Genomic DNA, 17,550 nt, shown 5'->3' on the forward strand with positions numbered 1-17,550 from the left:
CTCTATGAGTGTTACCAAAGCAACACCGCTGCTCAGCCCGGAAGAAATCGCGGTCCGGTCCGGGCAGCAGATGCCCTACCTGCACCTCCCGGTGCGGGCAGAGCTCTTCGCCACCCGTGAAACCCGCCTGCGCCAGCTGGCGGCCGGGCATGCGATGCGCGACTTCATGCTGTTCGCCGCCGAACTGGCGCACGTGCAGCATGAAGTCCTGCAGGACTATCCCGGCGTCGCGCTGCCCAGCAACGACGACTTGCTGTCCGCCGGCCGCGCCGCCCAGGCGCCGCTGCCTGCGGCGCTGTGGCCGCGTGACCCGGCCTGGCGTGCGGCCTTGCGCCGCATGCTGGAGCTCCTGGTCCCGCGTCTCGCGGACAGCCCGGCCCAGGCGGCCGTGCAGGCCTTGCTGGCGCAGGACGACGCCCACCTCGAGGGCCAGGCCGAACTGCTGCTGCAAGGCGCAGCCGGCCTGGACATGAGCGCGGCGCCGCTGGTGGCGGCCGGCCTGCAGGTCTACTGGACCCATATGGTGCTGGCGACCCAGCAGGCCCACGGCGCGGCGCGCCAGGAACCGTTCGGGCGCACGCTCGACGTGACCTTGTGCCCGTGCTGCGGCAGCCTGCCGACCTCGTCGATCACCAGGCTGGACCCCGGTGGCAGCAACTTCCGCTACCTGAACTGCGCGCTGTGCTCGACGCAGTGGCATATGGTGCGCGTCAAGTGCAGCCACTGCCAGTCCACCAAGGGCATCCACTACCATTCGCTGCAGGCGATGGCCACCGATGGCGCGCAGGAAGACACGGCGCAGGCATCGGTCCAGGCCGAAACCTGCGACGAGTGCGGCCACTACCTCAAGATCGTGCGCATGGAGAGAGATCTCCACGTCGATCCGGTGGCCGACGACGTGGCCACCCTGACGCTGGACATCCTGGTGTCGGAAGCGGGCTTCCAGCCGCATGGCGTCAACCTGCTGCTGCTCACGGGCGGCGAAGAAGCGCCGTCGGATGACGACGGCCCATCCAGTCAATCCAGGAGTAATTGATCATGTCGCTCGGCGAGTCCGTGGTCCACGGCTCGAAGGCGACAGTCAAGGATCTGCCTTCGATCGATAAACTGCTGCGCCTGCCATCCGTGCAGGCGCTGGTTTCCAGTCACGGCCATACCCTGGTCGCGCTGGAAGCGCGCGCGCAAGTGGACAGCCTGCGCGCGCAGGCCCTGGCGGGCGTGCTCCCTGCGAGCGCGCTGCTGCCTGAGGCGCTCGGCCAGATGCTGGCCGGGCGCATCGCCGAACGCCTGGCGCCGCGCATGCGTCGGGTGATCAACCTGACCGGCACGGTCATCCATACCAATCTCGGACGCGCCGTCCTGCCGCAAGCGGCGATCGACCACCTGGTGGCGATGATGGCCGGCCCGAACAATCTCGAATACGAACTCGCCAGGGGCAGCCGGGGCGACCGCGACAGCATCGTCGAAGGCCTGCTGTGCGAGATCACGGGCGCCGAAGCCGCGACCGTGGTCAACAACAACGCCGCCGCCGTGCTGCTGTCGCTGGCCGCCCTGGGCGGCGGACGCGAGGCGATCGTCTCGCGCGGCGAACTGGTGGAAATCGGCGGCGCCTTCCGCATGCCCGACGTGATGGCCAGCGCCGGCGCCCACATGGTCGAAGTCGGCACCACCAACCGCACCCACCTGGCCGACTATGAACGCGCCATCAACGAACGCACGGCGCTCTTGATGAAGGTTCACACCAGCAATTATGCGGTGCAGGGCTTCACCAGCGCGGTGTCCGAAGCCGAACTCGCGCCGCTGGCGAAGGCGCGCGGCGTGATCCTGGTCAGCGACCTGGGCAGCGGTTCCCTGATCGACATGGGCAAATACGGCCTGCCGCAGGAACCGACGCCGCAGCAGATGCTCGCCGCCGGCTGCGACGTGGTCACCTTTTCGGGCGACAAGCTGCTGGGCGGGCCGCAGGCCGGCCTGATCGTCGGCTCGAAGGAATCCGTCACCCGCATCCGCAAGTTCCCGATGAAGCGCGCGCTGCGCCTGTCGAAACTGCCGCTGGCGGCGCTGGAGGCGACCCTGCGGTTGTACCTGCAGCCCGAGCTGCTGGTGCGCGAACTGCCGACCCTGCGCTGGCTCACGCGCAGCCAGGAGCAGGTGGGTGCGACCGCGAACGCGCTCCTGGCGCCGCTGCGCGAAGCGCTGGCGCCGCGCTATACGGTGACGCTGGAGACGATGCTGAGCCAGATCGGCTCGGGCTCGCTGCCGGTCGACCGCCTGCCGTCCTGCGGGCTGGCCATCGCGCCGAACCTGTCGGGCAAGCGCGGCATGGGCACGGCGCTCGACGCCCTGGCCGAAGCGCTGCGCGGCTTGCCGCTGCCGGTGATCGGCCGCATTGCCGACGACCGCCTGTTGCTCGACTGCCGCTGCGTCGACGACCCGGCCGAGCTGCTGGGGCAACTGGGCGCGTTGCGCGCGGCGCTCGTCGACGAATAAGACGAAGAATTAGTCCAAGAATCAGAACCTGAAGGATTTCGCATGATCGTCGGCACCGCCGGACACATTGACCACGGCAAGACCGCGCTGGTGCGCGCGCTGACCGGCATCGACGCCGACCGCCTGCCCGAAGAAAAAAAGCGCGGCATTACCATCGAACTGGGCTATGCCTGGATGCCGCTCGATGACGGCGGACGGATCGGCTTCGTCGACGTGCCGGGTCACGAAAAGCTGGTGCGCACCATGGTGGCCGGCGCCAGCGGCATCGACTTCGGCCTGCTCCTGATCGCGGCCGACGACGGTCCCATGCCGCAGACGATCGAGCACGCGACCATCCTGTCGCTGCTGGGCGTGCGGCGCGGCGCCGCCGTGATCACCAAGGTCGACCGGGTCGATGCCGAGCGCCTGCGCGACACCGAGGCGGCGGTCGCCGGCCTCCTGGCCAGCGCCGGCCTCGCGGATTACCCGGTGCTGCAGGTGTCGAGCATCCGCGGCGACGGCATCGACGCCTTGCGCGCGCTGCTGGTGCGGGCCCTGCAGGCGGCGCCGGTCGATGACGCGCCCGGCGCGGGCTTTCGCATGGGCCTGGACCGCGCCTTCACGCTCGACGGCGTGGGCACCGTGGTCGCGGGCAGCGTCTCGCGCGGCGCCGTCGCCATCGGCGATGGTCTCGCGCTGGCCGCCGCGCCGAACAGGGAGTACCGCGTGCGCAGCCTGCAGGTGCACAGCCGCGCCGCGCAAGAGGCCCACGCCGGCCAGCGCTGCGCCGTGGGCCTGGCCGGCCTGGAACGCAGCGACGAGTTGCGCGGCCAGGTGCTGTGCGATCCGGCGATCGCGCTCACCACGCAGCGCATCGACGTCTGGCTGCAGGTGGCGGCCACCGAGGAGCGCGCGCTGCGTTCGGGCACCCTGGTGCACCTGCACGCCGCGACCCAGGATTGCCTGGCCACCGTGGCCGTACTTGGGCAGCCGTCGATCGCGCCGGGCGCCGCGGCCCCGGCGCAACTGGTGCTGCACAAGCCGGCCAACGTCTGGCACGGCGACCGTTTCATCCTGCGTGACGCCTCGGCGATCCGCACCGTGGCCGGCGGCGCGGTGCTCGATCCCCTGGGCCCCGTGCGCTACCGCCAGACGCCGGAGCGCCTGGCCTACCTGGAGACCCAGCGCGCCGCCGACCCCCTGACGCGCCTGCTGGGCGCGCTGGCCCAGGCGCCGTACGGCGTCAACGGCGCGATCTGGTTGAGGAGCGCGGGCCTGGCGCGTTGGCCGTTCGATCTTGCGAACGTACCTGACATCGTGGTCGGCGCCGGCGGCGAATGGCTGATCGCGCGCGCACGGCTGCAGGAGAACGAGGCCGGCCTGCTGCGCGCGCTGGGCGACTTCCATGCCAAATACCCGGACGAGATCGGCCCCGACCTGCTGCGGGCGCGGCGCCTGGCTGCGCCGCGCATGCCCGAGGCGCTGTGGCTGCAGCTGACCGGGCACATGATCGCCGCCGGCAGCGTCAACCGCCGCAACGGCTTCCTGCACCTGCCGGAGCACGGCGTGGCGCTGCGCGCGGCCGAGCAGGTGGTGGCCGAACACGCGCTGCCGAAGCTGCTGGACGGGCGGTTCGATCCGCCCTGGGTGCGCGACATCGCCCAGACCGCGCGCCTGCCCGAAGTCCAGGTGCGCCAGGTGCTGGGCCGCATGGCGCGCGGCGGCGACGTCTACCAGGTGGTCAAGGACCTGTTCTACCACCCGGCCGTGATGCAGGAAGCCGCCGACCTGGTGCGGCGCCTGGCGCGCGAGGACGCCGGGGGCCAGGTCACGGCGGCGCGCTTTCGCGACGAGACTGGCCTGGGCCGCAAGCGCGCGATCCAGATCCTGGAGTTCTTCGACCGCATCGGTTTCTTGCGCCGGGTCGGCGACGCGCACCTGCTACGGCCGGGAACCTTGCTGTTCCCGCCACAGGACTAGCCGGCCGCCGGCGCGCCGCCACCATCAGGGCCGGCGCGCCGGGGCGCCACCCCTGTCGCAAGGCACGCCGCTCCGGTATCATGGCGGGATGAATCAGAACCCTTCGCAACCCTTCGTTCCCTTCGTGATTGGCGTGGCCGGCGGCAGCGGCAGCGGCAAGTCGACGGTGACGCAGCAAGTGCTGTCGTCGTTCGGCGCCGATCTCGTGTCCGTCGTCATGCAGGACGACTACTATCGCGACCAGACCCATCTCACGCTGGAAGAGCGGCGCGAGCAGAACTACGATCACCCGCAAGCCTTCGACTGGCCGCTGCTGGTCGAGCACGTGCGCGCCCTGCGCAACGGCGAAGCGATCGCGATGCCGATCTACGACTTCACGGTATCCAACCGTACCGACCGCACCATTCCGGTCAAGCCGGCCCCGGTGATCGTGATCGAGGGCTTGTTCGCCCTGTACGACGCCGACCTGCGCGACATGATGTCGCTGAAGATCTTCGTCGACACCGCGCCGGACGTGCGCTTCATCCGCCGCCTGCAGCGCGACGTCGCCGAGCGCGGCCGTTCGCTCGACAGCATCATCGGCCAGTACCTCGATACGGTACGTCCGATGCACAAGCAATTCATCGAGCCGACCCGGCGCAAGGCCGACGTGATCCTGCCGCACGGCGCGAACGGCCCGGCGATCGACGTCATCACGACCAAAGTGGCGAGCGTCCTGGGTCAGTTGCAGCTGCTGAACCGTCGTTCCAACCCGGCACTGGATGGAATCGCCCGCACGCGGTAGAATGCGGGCTGATCGGAAGGAAATCGTCCCTGGTGGGGCGGCTGGGCTTCAAACCCAGTTGGTGGCGCCATGCGTCGCCGGGTGGGTTCGACTCCCGCATCCTTCCGCCAGCCGTTCATCGCTTTTCGTTTCCCTCAAATCCCCTTTACACCAAGACCATGCTCATCCTCGGCTTCGACTATCCAGACGACTGCTACTTCGATCTCGATAACGATATGTGGTGCCGCGACCTGGGCGACGGTCGCATGCAGGTCGGCGTCAGCGCCTTCGGCGTCAAGATCAGCGGCAGCTATTTCTACATGTGCCGCCCGAAATCGGTCGGCACCGTGCTCGAGCAGGGCAAGACCATGGGCGTCGTCGAGCTGAGCAAGACGGTGGTGACGATCAAGACGCCGGTCGGAGGCACTGTGGTCGAGATCAACGAGCTGCTCGAAGACAGGCCCGAGCTCATCCACGAGGACCCGTACGGCAAGGGCTGGATCACGGTGGTCCAGGCCAGCGACTGGGAACGGGATCGCGCGCGGCTGGCGCATGGCGCCACGCTGGCCGAACAGGCGGAGCGCCGCATGCGCCTCGAGCCGATCGACGACTGGATCAAGCCGTGAGCCAGGAGCAGCGCGGGCTGGCCATCCTGGTCTGGTCGTGCGACCTGACACGGCCCGAGCTGCTCGCGACGCCTTTCATGACCGCGCAAGCCGCGGCGGCGCTCGACATGCGCGTCAAGATGCTGTTCTCAAACCAGTCGGTGGAGTGGCTGCTGGCTGACAATGCGGCGCGTGTGACCGGCTTCGGCGCAGAGCAGTGGCCGGTTTCACGTCACTTGGAGGCGAGCTTTGATCTGGGCGTGGAGATCCGCGCCTGCACCCAGGCGCTGCACGCCAGCGGCGCCGAGCGCGCCATGCTGGCCCCGCAGTGCGCCGGCGTCGAAGGCATGGTGTCCTTCGTCGAGCAGGGCAGCGCGCCGGGCTGGCGCATGCTTGTTTTCTAGGCGGCGACCATCCTGGATGGGGATCGTTGCCCGGCTCGTTGTGCTTGCCCGTGGTGAAGTTGGTGTGCACCACGAGGCGTCCTTCGACGTAGCGCTGCCTGATCGGCCGTGAGGGTAACTTCCCTCAATGAGCAAGGTTTAACTTCCGCGATGCAACTTAACGCAGCTTTGCGTTGACGGATGTGGAAGTCATCACCAATAATCGCAGGTCATGCACATCCTGCGCACATCGTCGATGCTGGTCCGATTGGTCCTGGCCTGGTTCGTCCTCACCCTGGGCGTCGCCAGCGCCGCGCCCATGGTGCAGCCGGTCGCGATGGCGCTGGTCTGTTCCGAGGGCGGCGTCAAGGTCGTGCTCGTCGACCGCGACGGCGCCGCCGTGCACCCCAGGGGACATACCCTCGACTGTCCGCTGTGCCTGCCCGCCGCCGCGCCGCCGCCCCCGGCGGCAGCGCCATGCCTTGCGCCGTCCCGGCCGCCGGCCGCGGTGGCGCAGGCGCCTACCGCCTTCCATGTCGCCGCCGCGGTCGGCGCACCGCTGCCGCCACGTGGGCCGCCCGCGCACTCCTGACCTTGTTCCGCCGGCAGACAGGCCGGCGCAGTCTTCATGCGCGCGGCGCGGCGCGGCCGATATGGGTCCCGCGCCCGCGCCTTGCGCGCGCATTACGCGTAGTTTCGAGTAGTCACGAGTAGTGACGTAGTCAGGAGCAGCAACATGCATCAACGAGTTTCACGTAGCAACCCGCGCCGCGCCTTCATGCTGTCGGGCGCGGCCCTCGCGCTTGGCGCACTGGCCGGCTGCAGCCTCGGCGGGTCGGTCAGTTTCAACGGCACCGACATCACCGGCGCCGATTTCGGCCGCGATTTCCGCCTCAAGGATCCGAGCGGGCAGGAGCGCACGCTGGCCGACTTCAAGGACAAGGTCGTGCTGGTGTTCTTCGGCTTTACCCAGTGCCCCGACGTGTGTCCGACCGCGCTGGCGCGCGCGGCCGAGGTCAAGGCCCTGCTGGGACCGGATGGCGACCGCCTGCAGGTGCTGTTCGTCAGCGTCGACCCGGAGCGCGATACGCCCGAAGTCCTGAACGCCTACACGGCCGCCTTCGACCCGACCTTCCTCGCCCTGTACGGCGACCAGGAACGCCTGGCCGAGACGGCGAAGGAATTCAAGGTGATCGTCCAGAAGGTGCCAACCGGCGACTCCTACACCATCGACCATACCTCGGTCACCTACGCCTATGACACCAACGGCAAGCTGCGCCTGAAGCTTTCGCACAGCCAGTCGGCGATCGAATACGCAGCCGACGTGCGCAAGCTGCTGCATGCCGCCTGAACCCTGCCAATCCAGACCATCCAAGGAGAACACCATGCAACACTTCATTCGCACCATCGCCGCCGCCGCCATGCTCGTCGCCGCCGCAGGTTCGGCTCAGGCCCAGGCCAACGCCAATGTCAACGCCAATGTCAACGTCAGCGTCAAGGACGCCTGGGTGCGTGCCACCGTTCCGGGCCAGAAGGCGACCGGCGCCTTCATGCAGCTGCAGGCCGCCAGGGACAGCAAGTTCGTCTCGGTCAGCTCACCGCTGACCCAGACGGTCGAGGTGCACGAGATGGCGATGCAGGGCGACGTCATGCGCATGCGCCAGGTGCAGTCGGTCGACTTGCCCGCAGGAAAAACGGTGGAACTCAAGCCGGGCGGCCATCACATCATGATGACGAACCTGAAAGCCCAGGTGAAGGAGGGCGATACCGTGCCGCTGACGCTGGTGTTCGAGGGCAAGGACGGCAAGCGCGAGCAGGTCGAGATCCAGGCGCCCGTGAAAGCGCTGAACAGCGGCGCCAGGCCGGCCCACGCCGGACACTGAGCGCGGCAGCGTGACGGTTGACGCGAAAACAACAACCGGCGGTTGGAGTTTCATCTAGACCAAACGTGCGCATGATGCCGCTTCGTACAATCGCGTGATTGCCGACCGGTTTCCCGACACGGGAACGGCGGCCTCATGCGAACGGAGCGCAGATGCGACGACGTCCTCCATGGTTGCCGGCCGGACGCGGCGAGTGGACGCTGCTGGCGGCGCTGGCCGCCTGCTATCCGGCCAGCCTGGCGCTGCCCGCGTCCTGGGCGCGCGAGGGCGGCCTGCTGGAAAGCCTGCAGGTGCTGGTGCTCTGCGCCGGCTGCGTGCTGGCGCTGCGGATGGTTGCGCGCGCCTGGCCGGCGCGCGTCGCCATGCTGGCGCTGTGGGTCGCGCCGGTCTGGCTGCTGCTGGCGGGGCGTGAGCTCAGCTGGGGCAGGGCGTGGCTGCCGGAGCACGCCAGCGAGGCCATGGCCGCGACGGCGCTCTGGGTCGAGCCGCTGGTCCGGCCCGGCGCCGCCGTGCTGCTGGCCTGGCTGCTGTTCAGCGCCGTGTACTACCGGATCGACCGGCCGCTGCGGGCCGCCTTCGCCGAGCGCGTACCCTGGGTCGTCCTGGCGGTCCTGCTGGCGGTCGCCATGGGGTCGACCTGCGCCGAGGGCCATATGGCCTGTCATCTCGACCAGGTGTTGCCAGGCGCTCAGGTGTTCGAGGAATTGTGCGAGCTGCTGGCCTACGTGGCGCTCTGCATGGTCCAGCATAGGGTGTTCATGCATCAGACGCGCGCGGCGCGCTTGCCCGACGCCGTGCATGCGCCCGCTGCGGCGCCCAAGGAAACGGCGCAGGAAGCCGGTTAGCCCGCCCTGATTTCATGGCATGGACGGCAACTGGGACATTTTGCCCGTTTGTCTGCAGTGCGATTTCCTCTACGATGTCGGGTTTTGGTAAGGGACCGCCGACGTCGCAGCGCGGTCGAGCGATCATGTCGAACGTTAAAGTTGTAGATCCGGACACGCCGGAGCTGGGCGCCGGCGCCGCTGCCGGCCCGGCCCGCGACTGGCTGCCGTCCCCGGTCCGGTATTGGTCCCGGTATGTGTCCCAGTACTGGACGCTGACCAAGCCGCGCGTCACGCTGCTGACCGTCTTCTGCGCCGTCATCGGCAGCCTGCTGGCCAGCGACGGCTTTCCCGGCTGGGGCGTGCTGCTGTTCGGCGGCGCCGGCATCTGGCTGCTTGCCGGCGCCGCTTTCGCGGTCAATTGCCTGCTCGAGGCGCGGATCGACGCCCGCATGGCGCGCACGGCGCGCCGCGCGACCGCCAACGGCAGCCTGAGCCCGCTGCAAACCGTCGCGTTCTCGCTGGCGCTGGGCGGCGCCGGCGCTGCGCTGTTGTACACCAGGGTCAATCCGCTGACGATGTGGCTGACCCTGGCCACCTTCGTCGGCTATGCCTTTATCTACACGCTGCTGCTCAAGCCGGCCACCCCGCAAAACATCGTGATCGGCGGCTTCGCCGGCGCGATGCCGCCGGCGCTGGGCTGGGCCGCGGTCGCCAATGCGGTGCCGATGGAGGCCTGGCTGCTGGTCCTGATCATTTTCTTGTGGACGCCACCGCACTTCTGGGCGCTGGCGATGGCGCGCCGCGACGAGTATGCGCGCTCCGGCCTGCCGATGTTGCCCGTCACGCACGGCATGGCCCATACCGGCCGGCAGGTGTGGCGCTACAGCCTGGCGCTGGCGGCCGGCACCGCGCTGCCATGGGTGGTGGGCATGAGCGGGCCGGTCTATCTGGTGGCCGCCTGTGCGCTGAACGCGGTGTTCCTGCGCTACGGCTGGCTGATCCACAAGCGCTACAGCGACCGGATCGCCCGCAAGGCGTTCGCCTGGTCGATCGCGTACCTGGCGCTGCTGTTCGCGGCACTGCTGCTGGACCATTACGTTGTAGCCTGATACGTTGTACTTTGATACCTGCGCCACTGAAAGTGGTAGTTGGGAAATTGTAAATTTGAGTACGCTGGCGCACGGTGGGGCGGAACGTTAAGATATTAAGCTGTTTGCATGACAGCGAGATACCACAACCATCCGACTACACGGATGCGCGGCAATCCTGCGCATCTACCGACCCATCTTCCGGACGGGCTGCCCGCCGATCGCCGCGACGTTCGCAGGCATCAAGTGCCGGCCAGCCTGCTCACTCCGGGCGACGTGCGCGACGGCGCCGACCTGGCCCGCCTGCTCGAGCAGCTGGGCTGCGGCGACGACCTGATCGTCGTCTCGAACCGGGCCCCTTGCATCCACTCCCATACGCCTGACGGCATCAAGGCCCAGCGCCCGGCCGGCGGCCTGGTCACGGCGCTCGAAGCGGTGCTGGCCAAGGAAGGCGGGTGCTGGATTGCCCACGGCAGCGGCGACGCCGACCGCGCCACCTGCGACGAGCACGACCGCGTGCGCAAGCACTACCTGAATGCTCCCTACCGCTTGCGCCGCCTGTGGCTGGACGCTGACGAAGTCGCCGGCTACTACGACGGCCTGTCCAACGAGGGCCTGTGGCCGCTGTGCCACCACACCGGGGTCGAGCCGACCTTCCGCGCCGCCGACTGGGACCATTATGTGAACGTCAACCGCCGTTTCGCCAACGCCGTGGTGGCCGAAGCCGCGAGCGCGCGTCCGGTGGTGCTGGTCCAGGATTACCACCTGGCGCTGGTGCCGCAGATGGTGCGCGAGCGCCTGCCGGAGGCGGTCATCGTGCTGTTCTGGCATATCCCGTTCCCGGCGCCGCAGCGCCTGGCGCGCCTGCCGTGGCGCGAGCGGGTGATCTCCAGCTTGCTGGCCAGCACCGTCGTCGGCCTGCAGACCCCGGGCGACCTGGCCAACTTCGAGCTGGCGCGCGCCGGCTGCGCCCAGGGCCCAGGTGCCGCCCACGTCGACGCCTACCCGATTTCGATCGCCTGGCCCGGCCGCCAGGAATTGCCCGCGCCGGGGCTGGGCGACGACGTCCGGCGCCGCTTCGGCATTGCGCCGGGGGTGCGCCTGCTGGTCGGCGTCGACCGCATGGATTACACCAAGGGCATACCGGAGCGGCTGCAGGCTTTCGAACTGCTGCTGGAACGGCGTCCCGAGCTGCTCGGACAGGTGACCCTGCTGCAGATCGGCGCGCCATGCCGCGGCGCGCTGCCGGCCTACCAGGAGGTCGCGCGCCAGGTGAAGGCGCTGACCGACCGGATCAATGCCCGGTTCAGTCCCCATGCGGGCGATGGCGCGTGGCAACCGGTGGTGCTGCACGCCGCCAGCGCCGATGCGGCCACCGTCGCCGACTGCTATCGCGCCAGCGACGTGTGCCTGGTCACCAGCCTGCACGACGGGATGAATCTGGTGGCCAAGGAATTCGTGGCGTCGCGCAGTGACCTGCGCGGCGCGCTGGTGCTCAGCCGCCAGGCCGGCGCCGCGGCCGAACTGGAGCAGGCCCTGCTGGTCGAGCCGCGCGACATCGCCGGCGTCGCCCGCGCGATCGGGCGCGCGCTGGACATGCCGGCGCAGGAGCAGACCGCCCGCATGCGCGCCATGCGCGCCGTGGTAAGCCAGAACACGGTATTCGGCTGGGCGGCCCGCCTGCTCGCCGACGGCATGCGGATCGCGGCCGGCCGCGCGGGGCGTCGGGCACTGGCAGGTCTGGGACGGCGCGCCGGGGACTGAACGCCGGCCGGTTCATCCACCGTGGGTCGCGGGGTTCAGGGACTGCCGAGGCACGGGTGCAGGCACGCGCTCAGCGCTGCCAGCGTATCGCCGAAGCCGCCACGCGCGCGCGCATCCACGCGGGCGCTGGTGAACACCCGCGGCGCGGCGCTCCAGGCGAAGCGCGCGCCGATATGCTCGAGCGCGCGCACCAGCATCACGTCTTCGTGGCAGTCGACCGCGGCGAACCCGCCGGCCGCCATGTAGGCCTCTGCGCTCACCCCCAGGTTGGCCCCGTGGATGTGGCGATGACCGTCGCGATCCTGGTAGTCGCGCACGAACTGCTCGCGCAGCGCCGCGGCCATGCCGGCATGCGGCGACCAGTCGTCCACCGCGACAGAGCCGCAGACCACGTCGGCGTCCTGCGCGAGCTGGGCGGCGAGCCACCCGGGTCCGACCCGGGTATCGGCGTCGGTGAACGCCAGCCAGCGCGCGCCTTGCTCGAGCAGGCGCCGCGCTCCGAGCGCACGCGCGGCGCCGACCCGGCGCGCCGCGATCTCGACCCATTCCAGGACGCAGCCGGCGGCCGCGAAGCGCTGCTGGTGCTGCGCGACGATGGCGCGCGAGCCGTCGGCGCAGGCATCGAGCACCACGCACACGCAGACTGGTTCGCGCGCCAGCGCGGGGTGGCGCGCGGCGCGCAGCAGCGAACGCAGGCAGGCGTCGAGGCAGGCTTCTTCGTTGTGGGCGGGAATGGCGACGCCGATCACGGGTGGCCTCCGGCCCGCGTCCAGGCCTCGAGCAGGAAGTCCTGGTCCTGGTGGCGCAGCGTGGGCGCGAGGCCCGGGAGCGCGGCGACCGCCCGGTGCAGCGCCTCGGTGCCGCAGGCGCGGTCGTCGAAGTCGTGCAGGTAGTGGCACAGCACCAGCTCGCCGTCCGGCGCCAGGCAGGCGGCGGCCCGCGCCAGCAGCGCGCTGGCGGCGTCCAGTTCGAAATAATAGGCCAGCTCGCTCACGACGATGAGATCGAACGTCTGGCCATCGGGCCAGTCGGCCGGCAGCCGGCGCCGTTCGAAACGCACCGCGCCGCGCGCGGCCGGCGGCAGGGCGCGCCGCGCCGCCTCGAGCGCCGCGCCCGCGCCGTCGCAGGCCAGCAGGCGCTCGCAACGCGCCGCGAGCGCTGCGCTCATTGCGCCGTTGCCGCAGCCGGGCTCGAATGCGCTGCGGTAGACGGGTTTGCCCAGGCTGGCCAGGAGGATGGCGCGTTTGCGCTGCTCGTACCAGGCGCCGCGCACGTTCCAGGGATCGTCGCTGGCCGCGTACAGCGCTTCGAAGTGGCGCAGGTGGTCGTCAATCATGGTCGGCAAAGAACAGCTCGAAGGGATGCAGCACGCGCGCCATGGCGAAGGCCGGCAGGATCGGGGCGGCGCCGGTGCTGGCGTCGGCCTCGATCTGGCTGGTAAAGCAGGCCAGCGCGGCGCGCTTGCGCGCGAGCGCATGGGCGGGCAGGGCCAGCTTGCGGGCGTTCGCCCACGGCATCGCGCCATCGCCCGGCGCGCTCCAGTGCCAGCCCCACACCGGCGCCTGCAGCAGGCTGGCCGCGTGCGCGCGCGCCGCCGCCGCGCAGGCGCGCGCCGTGGCCTCGTGGTCCGGATGGCCGTCGTGGCGCCAGGTGGTGATCAACAGGTCGCCGGGCCGCAGCAGCGCGCCCAGCTTCTGTGCCAGCTGCGGCTCGGCCGCGGCGACGGCGCCGTCGGGAATGCCGAGCCGTTCGATGCGCGCATGGGCCAGGCCCAGGCAGGCGAGCGCCGCCACGGTCTCGCGTGCGCGCTGCGCGCGCAGACGCGCCGGCGGCCAGTCGGGCGAGCCGGGGTGGCTCGCTTCGCCATCGGTGACGGCGACCACCAGCGGCGCGTCGCCCCGCTGCGCAAGCAGAAACAGCAGCGCGCCGCAGGCAAGGATTTCGTCGTCCGGGTGCGGGGCGACCACCACCACGCGCTTGCCCGGCGGCGCCAGCCGATCGAGCGTGGTGGACGGCGCGGCGGCCAGTTCAGTGGCCTGGCGCCAGGCCGCGGCCGTGGTGCCGGCGCCGGCGATGTGGCGCGAGTGCGCTACAGCGTCCATGGCGCCGCTCCCGATTCACCGACCAGGCGCCCGAGCGCTTCCAGGTCGCGTTCGGCATGGCTCTGGCGCAGGAAGATCGGCAGGTCGGCATACAGCCGCGCCAGCGCCGCGTCCTTGCACAGAGGGCCCGCGCCCAGCGCGCGGCCGGCCACGGCGAGCACCGCGCCCGCACTGGCTTCGACCGAGAGGCGCACCGACAGCGCCTCGCCCATGGCGTTGGCCTGCGGCGTGCGGTCGATCCGCGCCGCCGCTTCGCGCATCAGCGCGGCGCTGGCCTGCAGGGCCACTGCCGCTTCGCCCAGTTGCGCGAAGCGGTGCGGGTCGCCGCGGCCGGCCAGGCGTTCGGCCAGGGCGTCGGCAAGACGGGTCGCGGCGCCGAACCAGCAGGCCGCGACACCGGCGCCGCCGTGCCAGAAACCGGCGCGCTCCACATAGAATCCCGGCCCGCCCAGCGCCCGGGCCTCGACGGCGTCGAAATGCACGTCGACGCTGCCGCTGGCGGCCATGCCGACGGCGTTCCAGCCGTCGCCGGTCACCGTGACGCCGGCCTGGCGCAGGTCGACCGCGGCCAGCATCGCGGCGCCGTCGCGCCGCCAGCAGCTCACCACGGCGTGGGTGACGTCGCGCGCACCCGAACACCAGGCCTTGCGCCCGTCCAGCCGCAATCCTCCATCCCGGCCGGGGGACAGTGCCAGGCGCGCATCCGGCGGCTCGGCGCACCAGGTGGCCCAGAGCGCGTCGTCGCCGCCGGCGGGGGCGCCCGCTTCATGGAGGATGGCCAGGGCGTCGGTATGGCCTTCGAACAGCTTGGCAAGCGCAAGGTCGTGGGCGCCGACGGCCGCCAGCGCGCGCCAGCGTTCGAGCGTGGCGCCGTGGCCCGGCAGCGGCAGGCGGTCCAGGCCAAGCGCGACCAGCCGCTTGAATGCGGCCGCTGGCGCGGCATCGCGCAGGGACGGGAGCGCCGTGCGCAGGAGCGGCGCCAGGGGCGCGCCGGTGGAGGGCAGTTCGGAAGGCATCGCAGCTGTATTGTAAAAATTGCATCGTACCACTTACGCATGAGTTCGCCTGTCCGGCAGGCAGCCAGGCGTGCGTGCTGCAATGACGCATGCCGTGCTGCTACACTAGCCGCATCCCCGTCATCAGGCCGACGCCACTTTCCCATGGACCTCCAGCTCAGCAATATCGGTGAAGCCATCCAGCTGGCGACCGCGCCGGTATTCCTGCTGGCCGGGGTGGGCACGATGCTGATCGTGCTGACCAACCGCCTGGGCCGCCTGATCGACCGCAGCCGGGTGCTGGAAGAGCGCCTGAAGATGCGTCAGGAAAGCGATGACGTCGGTGAACTGCTCAACCTCCATCACCGCGCCCGTCTCATCAACGTCGGCATCGCCGCCAGCACCGCCTGCGGCTTGCTGATCTGCGTCGTGATCGCAACGCTGTTCCTCGAAGGCACCACCGACCTGCCGCTCGACCAGTACATCGTCCTGTGCTTCGTGGGCGGCATGCTGGCGCTGATTGTCGGCTTCGTCTATTTGATGCGCGAGATCGTGGTCTGCTGCAGCTTCATGCGCGCGCAGCAGCTCGCGGCGTTGGCCGGCTGCGGGGCGACGGGGCGATAGCGGGCAAGGCCGGGCGCACACGAGGCCTGCCCGGCCAGCTTGCCGTATCTTGCTGTGCCATGGTGGCGCATAATACGCAATGTTAGAGGTGACGCTGGCCAAGGCGCCGACCTTGGCCAGGAGACCGCCACGTTCTCATTCAGGCGCATCCGCGCCGTCGGCGCGCCAGACGTAGGGGCCGATAATCGTGCCCGTGAAACCGCCCGCCTTGCTGGTCGACAGGAAGGTCCCGTCGACGTCGGCGCGCAGCGTGCGCCGCACGCCGCCGGCGGTATAGAAGAAGTCCATGCTGCCGGCATCGAAGCGGATCTCGAGGTCGATCGCGTCGCCGTCCACGGGAGCGCTGGCCAGCAGGCGGTCGGCGCCGGTGTCGTCCCTGGCGTCGGCCTTGTCGCGCACGATCAGCGCCAGCACGTCGCGCCGGCCCAGCCGGGTCACGCCGTAGAACAGGTGCGAAGCGTCGCTCTGGTAGGCCACGAGGCCGGCGCGGTCGCCTTCGCGGGCGGGCCGAAAGCGCAGGCTGGCGCCGACCGTGGCGATGTGATGCTGCTGGCGCCGCGCAAGGAAGGCCGGCGTTGCTTTCAGGTCGCCGAGCCGGCCGCGCGGCTCCAGCACTAGGCGCCCCGCCGCCAGGCGGTGGAATGGCGCGGCCGGGGTGCGCACGCCGATCCAGGCCTCGGACAGGCGCGCGCCGTCGAACTCGTCGACATAGGCGAAGTCGCCGGACAGCGGCGGGGCGGGGCGCGCCTGCGGCGCCAGCGCGGGCCGATCGGCGACGAAGGGAATCGCCTTGCCGTCCTCGAGCACCAGCGGCCAGTCGTCCTTCCAGGTGACGGGCAGCAGGAAGGTCTCGCGTCCGATGTTGTACATGCCGTCGCGGTAGGGCCGGGTGGCCAGGAAGGTTGCCCACCATTGCCCGTCCGGGGTCTGGACGAACTTGGCGTGGCCGGCCGAGGTCACCGGGTTCGGGCGCGCCGGATCGAGCTTGCGCTGGCTGAGGATTGGATTATGCGCATGAGGCGTGAACGGACCGCGCACGCTGGCCGAGCGGAACACCACTTGCGAATGGTTGTCGCCGGTGCCGCCTTCGGCTGCGATCAGGTAGTAATGGCTGCCCCGGCGGAAGATATGCGGCCCCTCGATCCAGCTCGGTTCGGCCGCGATGTCGACGCCGCCGTTGACGAGCAAGGTGCGATCGCCCTTGACCGCCAGCGCGGCGGGGTCGAATTCCTGGACCCAGATCGCGCGGTGGCCGTCGTAGCGCGGGTTCTCTGCCGGAGCGTCGTTGCCGACCAGGTAGACCTTGCCATCCGTATCCCAGAACAGCGAAGGGTCGATGCCGCCGAAGGCGAGCTTGACCGGCTCGGACCACGGGCCCTCCGGTCTGGTGGCGGTCATGACCATATTGCCGCCGCAATCGACGCAGGTGGTCACCACGTAGAACACGCCTTTGTGGAAAGAGATGTCGGGGGCGAAAATGCCGCGTGATGAACTCAGGCCCTGGAAGTTCGCTTGCGAAGGCCGGCTGATCACGTTGGCGATCTGGGTCCAGGTGCTCAGGTCGCGCGAATGGAACAGGGGCAGGCCGGGGAAGTTCGTGAACGACGAATTGATCAGGTAATAGTCGTCGTCCACGCGCAGCACGGAGGGGTCGGGGTAATAGCCGGACAGGATCGGATTGCGGTATTGCGTGGCGGTGGGCGTTACCGTCTCCTGCGACCGGCCTTGATAGCTGAAGCGCTCGAAGAGGGCGGCTCGGGCCGATGCGCCATCGGTGGCGGATTGGCTGCCCGGAGTGGAGCAGGCCGCCAATCCGGCAATGGATGCGATGCCTGCCAGGGTGCGTAGGGAAATCATGATGACCTTGAAAAATTAACCGCCGCTTTGGATGCGTCAGGCGGTTGGGATCGTAAGGGGAACGTCACGAATGATTGCGCAATCATTGTCGTTCAATAAATACTAGCCCGCAATACAAAGTTGAGTCCGGAAGATATATCGGGGACTGGCACAGTCTAGGTCTTTGCATCAAAACGTAACTAACCAACAAAGTTACAACGCCAAACAAGT

General features: G+C 69.7%; 18 protein-coding genes and 1 tRNA gene. 14 read left to right on the forward strand and 5 right to left on the reverse strand.

Annotated elements, in window-relative coordinates:
- Positions 1-4 precede the first annotated feature (4 nt).
- The 13 genes from fdhE (at position 5) to ACZ9AQ_RS21745 (ending at position 11,762) form a co-directional block, all read left to right on the forward strand.
- Positions 5-1,036, forward strand: a complete 1,032-nt coding sequence (gene fdhE / locus ACZ9AQ_RS21685; protein WP_429206772.1) for a formate dehydrogenase accessory protein FdhE — start codon at positions 5-7, stop codon at positions 1,034-1,036.
- A 2-nt stretch (positions 1,037-1,038) separates the two neighbouring features.
- Complete coding sequence (gene selA / locus ACZ9AQ_RS21690; protein WP_429206771.1) at positions 1,039-2,490, forward strand: L-seryl-tRNA(Sec) selenium transferase; 1,452 nt, start codon at positions 1,039-1,041, stop codon at positions 2,488-2,490.
- A 42-nt stretch (positions 2,491-2,532) separates the two neighbouring features.
- Complete coding sequence (gene selB / locus ACZ9AQ_RS21695; RefSeq protein ID WP_429206770.1) at positions 2,533-4,449, forward strand: selenocysteine-specific translation elongation factor; 1,917 nt, start codon at positions 2,533-2,535, stop codon at positions 4,447-4,449.
- A gap of 88 nt (positions 4,450-4,537) precedes the next feature.
- Positions 4,538-5,233: a uridine kinase gene (udk, locus tag ACZ9AQ_RS21700; protein WP_429206769.1), complete on the forward strand. Its 696-nt coding sequence runs from the start codon at positions 4,538-4,540 to the stop codon at positions 5,231-5,233.
- Between the two features lie 14 nt (positions 5,234-5,247).
- Positions 5,248-5,343: transfer RNA gene (locus ACZ9AQ_RS21705), tRNA-Sec, on the forward strand.
- Between the two features lie 48 nt (positions 5,344-5,391).
- A complete protein-coding gene (locus tag ACZ9AQ_RS21710; protein WP_429206768.1) occupies positions 5,392-5,838 on the forward strand; it encodes a glycine cleavage system protein H in 447 nt (148 codons plus the stop codon).
- The gene (locus tag ACZ9AQ_RS21715; protein ID WP_429206767.1) at positions 5,835-6,221 is read left to right on the forward strand and encodes a DsrE family protein; all 387 of its coding nucleotides are present in this window, start codon (positions 5,835-5,837) and stop codon (positions 6,219-6,221) included. The genes ACZ9AQ_RS21710 and ACZ9AQ_RS21715 overlap by 4 nt, the downstream gene beginning before the upstream one ends.
- A gap of 211 nt (positions 6,222-6,432) precedes the next feature.
- A complete protein-coding gene (locus ACZ9AQ_RS21720; RefSeq protein WP_429206766.1) occupies positions 6,433-6,792 on the forward strand; it encodes a DUF2946 domain-containing protein in 360 nt (119 codons plus the stop codon).
- Positions 6,793-6,936: 144 nt separating this feature from the next.
- Positions 6,937-7,551 carry an SCO family protein gene (locus tag ACZ9AQ_RS21725; RefSeq protein WP_429206765.1) on the forward strand — a complete coding sequence of 205 codons (615 nt, stop codon included), beginning with the start codon at positions 6,937-6,939 and terminating at the stop codon, positions 7,549-7,551.
- Between the two features lie 34 nt (positions 7,552-7,585).
- Positions 7,586-8,083, forward strand: coding sequence for a copper chaperone PCu(A)C (locus tag ACZ9AQ_RS21730; protein ID WP_429206764.1), 498 nt, complete (start codon positions 7,586-7,588; stop codon positions 8,081-8,083).
- Positions 8,084-8,235: 152 nt separating this feature from the next.
- Positions 8,236-8,928, forward strand: a complete 693-nt coding sequence (locus ACZ9AQ_RS21735) for a hypothetical protein (protein WP_429206763.1) — start codon at positions 8,236-8,238, stop codon at positions 8,926-8,928.
- A 125-nt stretch (positions 8,929-9,053) separates the two neighbouring features.
- Positions 9,054-10,019 carry a heme o synthase gene (cyoE, locus tag ACZ9AQ_RS21740; RefSeq protein ID WP_429206762.1) on the forward strand — a complete coding sequence of 322 codons (966 nt, stop codon included), beginning with the start codon at positions 9,054-9,056 and terminating at the stop codon, positions 10,017-10,019.
- A 225-nt stretch (positions 10,020-10,244) separates the two neighbouring features.
- Positions 10,245-11,762: an alpha,alpha-trehalose-phosphate synthase (UDP-forming) gene (locus ACZ9AQ_RS21745; protein ID WP_429206761.1), complete on the forward strand. Its 1,518-nt coding sequence runs from the start codon at positions 10,245-10,247 to the stop codon at positions 11,760-11,762.
- Positions 11,763-11,797: 35 nt separating this feature from the next.
- Here the strand turns inward: ACZ9AQ_RS21745 and ACZ9AQ_RS21750 are convergent, their stop codons facing one another.
- Genes ACZ9AQ_RS21750 through ACZ9AQ_RS21765 form a run of 4 tightly spaced genes read right to left on the reverse strand, consistent with a single transcriptional unit; the run spans position 11,798 to position 14,880 of the window.
- Entirely contained in the window at positions 11,798-12,511 is a 714-nt protein-coding gene (locus ACZ9AQ_RS21750) for a glycosyltransferase family 2 protein (protein WP_429206760.1), read from the reverse strand.
- Positions 12,508-13,098: a methyltransferase domain-containing protein gene (locus tag ACZ9AQ_RS21755; RefSeq protein ID WP_429206786.1), complete on the reverse strand. Its 591-nt coding sequence runs from the start codon at positions 13,096-13,098 to the stop codon at positions 12,508-12,510. Before ACZ9AQ_RS21755 ends, ACZ9AQ_RS21750 begins: the two co-directional genes overlap by 4 nt.
- Positions 13,091-13,864 (reverse strand): PIG-L deacetylase family protein, encoded by a 774-nt coding sequence (locus ACZ9AQ_RS21760; protein ID WP_429206759.1) that lies wholly within the window; start codon positions 13,862-13,864, stop codon positions 13,091-13,093. Before ACZ9AQ_RS21760 ends, ACZ9AQ_RS21755 begins: the two co-directional genes overlap by 8 nt.
- Positions 13,852-14,880 carry an acyl-CoA dehydrogenase gene (locus ACZ9AQ_RS21765; protein WP_429206758.1) on the reverse strand — a complete coding sequence of 343 codons (1,029 nt, stop codon included), beginning with the start codon at positions 14,878-14,880 and terminating at the stop codon, positions 13,852-13,854. Before ACZ9AQ_RS21765 ends, ACZ9AQ_RS21760 begins: the two co-directional genes overlap by 13 nt.
- A gap of 144 nt (positions 14,881-15,024) precedes the next feature.
- On the opposite strand from ACZ9AQ_RS21765, the gene ACZ9AQ_RS21770 reads away from it, so the two are divergent.
- The gene (locus ACZ9AQ_RS21770) at positions 15,025-15,483 is read left to right on the forward strand and encodes a DUF2721 domain-containing protein (RefSeq protein ID WP_429206757.1); all 459 of its coding nucleotides are present in this window, start codon (positions 15,025-15,027) and stop codon (positions 15,481-15,483) included.
- A 135-nt stretch (positions 15,484-15,618) separates the two neighbouring features.
- On the opposite strand, the gene ACZ9AQ_RS21775 is transcribed toward ACZ9AQ_RS21770, so the two are convergent.
- Positions 15,619-17,340 carry a glycoside hydrolase family 43 protein gene (locus tag ACZ9AQ_RS21775; protein ID WP_429206756.1) on the reverse strand — a complete coding sequence of 574 codons (1,722 nt, stop codon included), beginning with the start codon at positions 17,338-17,340 and terminating at the stop codon, positions 15,619-15,621.
- Positions 17,341-17,550 lie beyond the last annotated feature (210 nt).

It is taken from the genome of Massilia sp. UYP34, assembly GCF_056279385.1.

Coding starts and splice junctions, on each gene's coding strand:
- fdhE (WP_429206772.1), top strand. CDS start 5: ATGAGTGTTACCAAAGCAACACCGCTGCTCAGCCCGGAAGAAATCGCG.
- selA (WP_429206771.1), top strand. CDS start 1,039: ATGTCGCTCGGCGAGTCCGTGGTCCACGGCTCGAAGGCGACAGTCAAG.
- selB (WP_429206770.1), top strand. CDS start 2,533: ATGATCGTCGGCACCGCCGGACACATTGACCACGGCAAGACCGCGCTG.
- udk (WP_429206769.1), top strand. CDS start 4,538: ATGAATCAGAACCCTTCGCAACCCTTCGTTCCCTTCGTGATTGGCGTG.
- ACZ9AQ_RS21710 (WP_429206768.1), top strand. CDS start 5,392: ATGCTCATCCTCGGCTTCGACTATCCAGACGACTGCTACTTCGATCTC.
- ACZ9AQ_RS21720 (WP_429206766.1), top strand. CDS start 6,433: ATGCACATCCTGCGCACATCGTCGATGCTGGTCCGATTGGTCCTGGCC.
- ACZ9AQ_RS21725 (WP_429206765.1), top strand. CDS start 6,937: ATGCATCAACGAGTTTCACGTAGCAACCCGCGCCGCGCCTTCATGCTG.
- ACZ9AQ_RS21730 (WP_429206764.1), top strand. CDS start 7,586: ATGCAACACTTCATTCGCACCATCGCCGCCGCCGCCATGCTCGTCGCC.
- ACZ9AQ_RS21735 (WP_429206763.1), top strand. CDS start 8,236: ATGCGACGACGTCCTCCATGGTTGCCGGCCGGACGCGGCGAGTGGACG.
- cyoE (WP_429206762.1), top strand. CDS start 9,054: ATGTCGAACGTTAAAGTTGTAGATCCGGACACGCCGGAGCTGGGCGCC.
- ACZ9AQ_RS21755 (WP_429206786.1), bottom strand. CDS start 13,098: ATGATTGACGACCACCTGCGCCACTTCGAAGCGCTGTACGCGGCCAGC.
- ACZ9AQ_RS21760 (WP_429206759.1), bottom strand. CDS start 13,864: ATGGACGCTGTAGCGCACTCGCGCCACATCGCCGGCGCCGGCACCACG.
- ACZ9AQ_RS21765 (WP_429206758.1), bottom strand. CDS start 14,880: ATGCCTTCCGAACTGCCCTCCACCGGCGCGCCCCTGGCGCCGCTCCTG.
- ACZ9AQ_RS21770 (WP_429206757.1), top strand. CDS start 15,025: ATGGACCTCCAGCTCAGCAATATCGGTGAAGCCATCCAGCTGGCGACC.
- ACZ9AQ_RS21775 (WP_429206756.1), bottom strand. CDS start 17,340: ATGATTTCCCTACGCACCCTGGCAGGCATCGCATCCATTGCCGGATTG.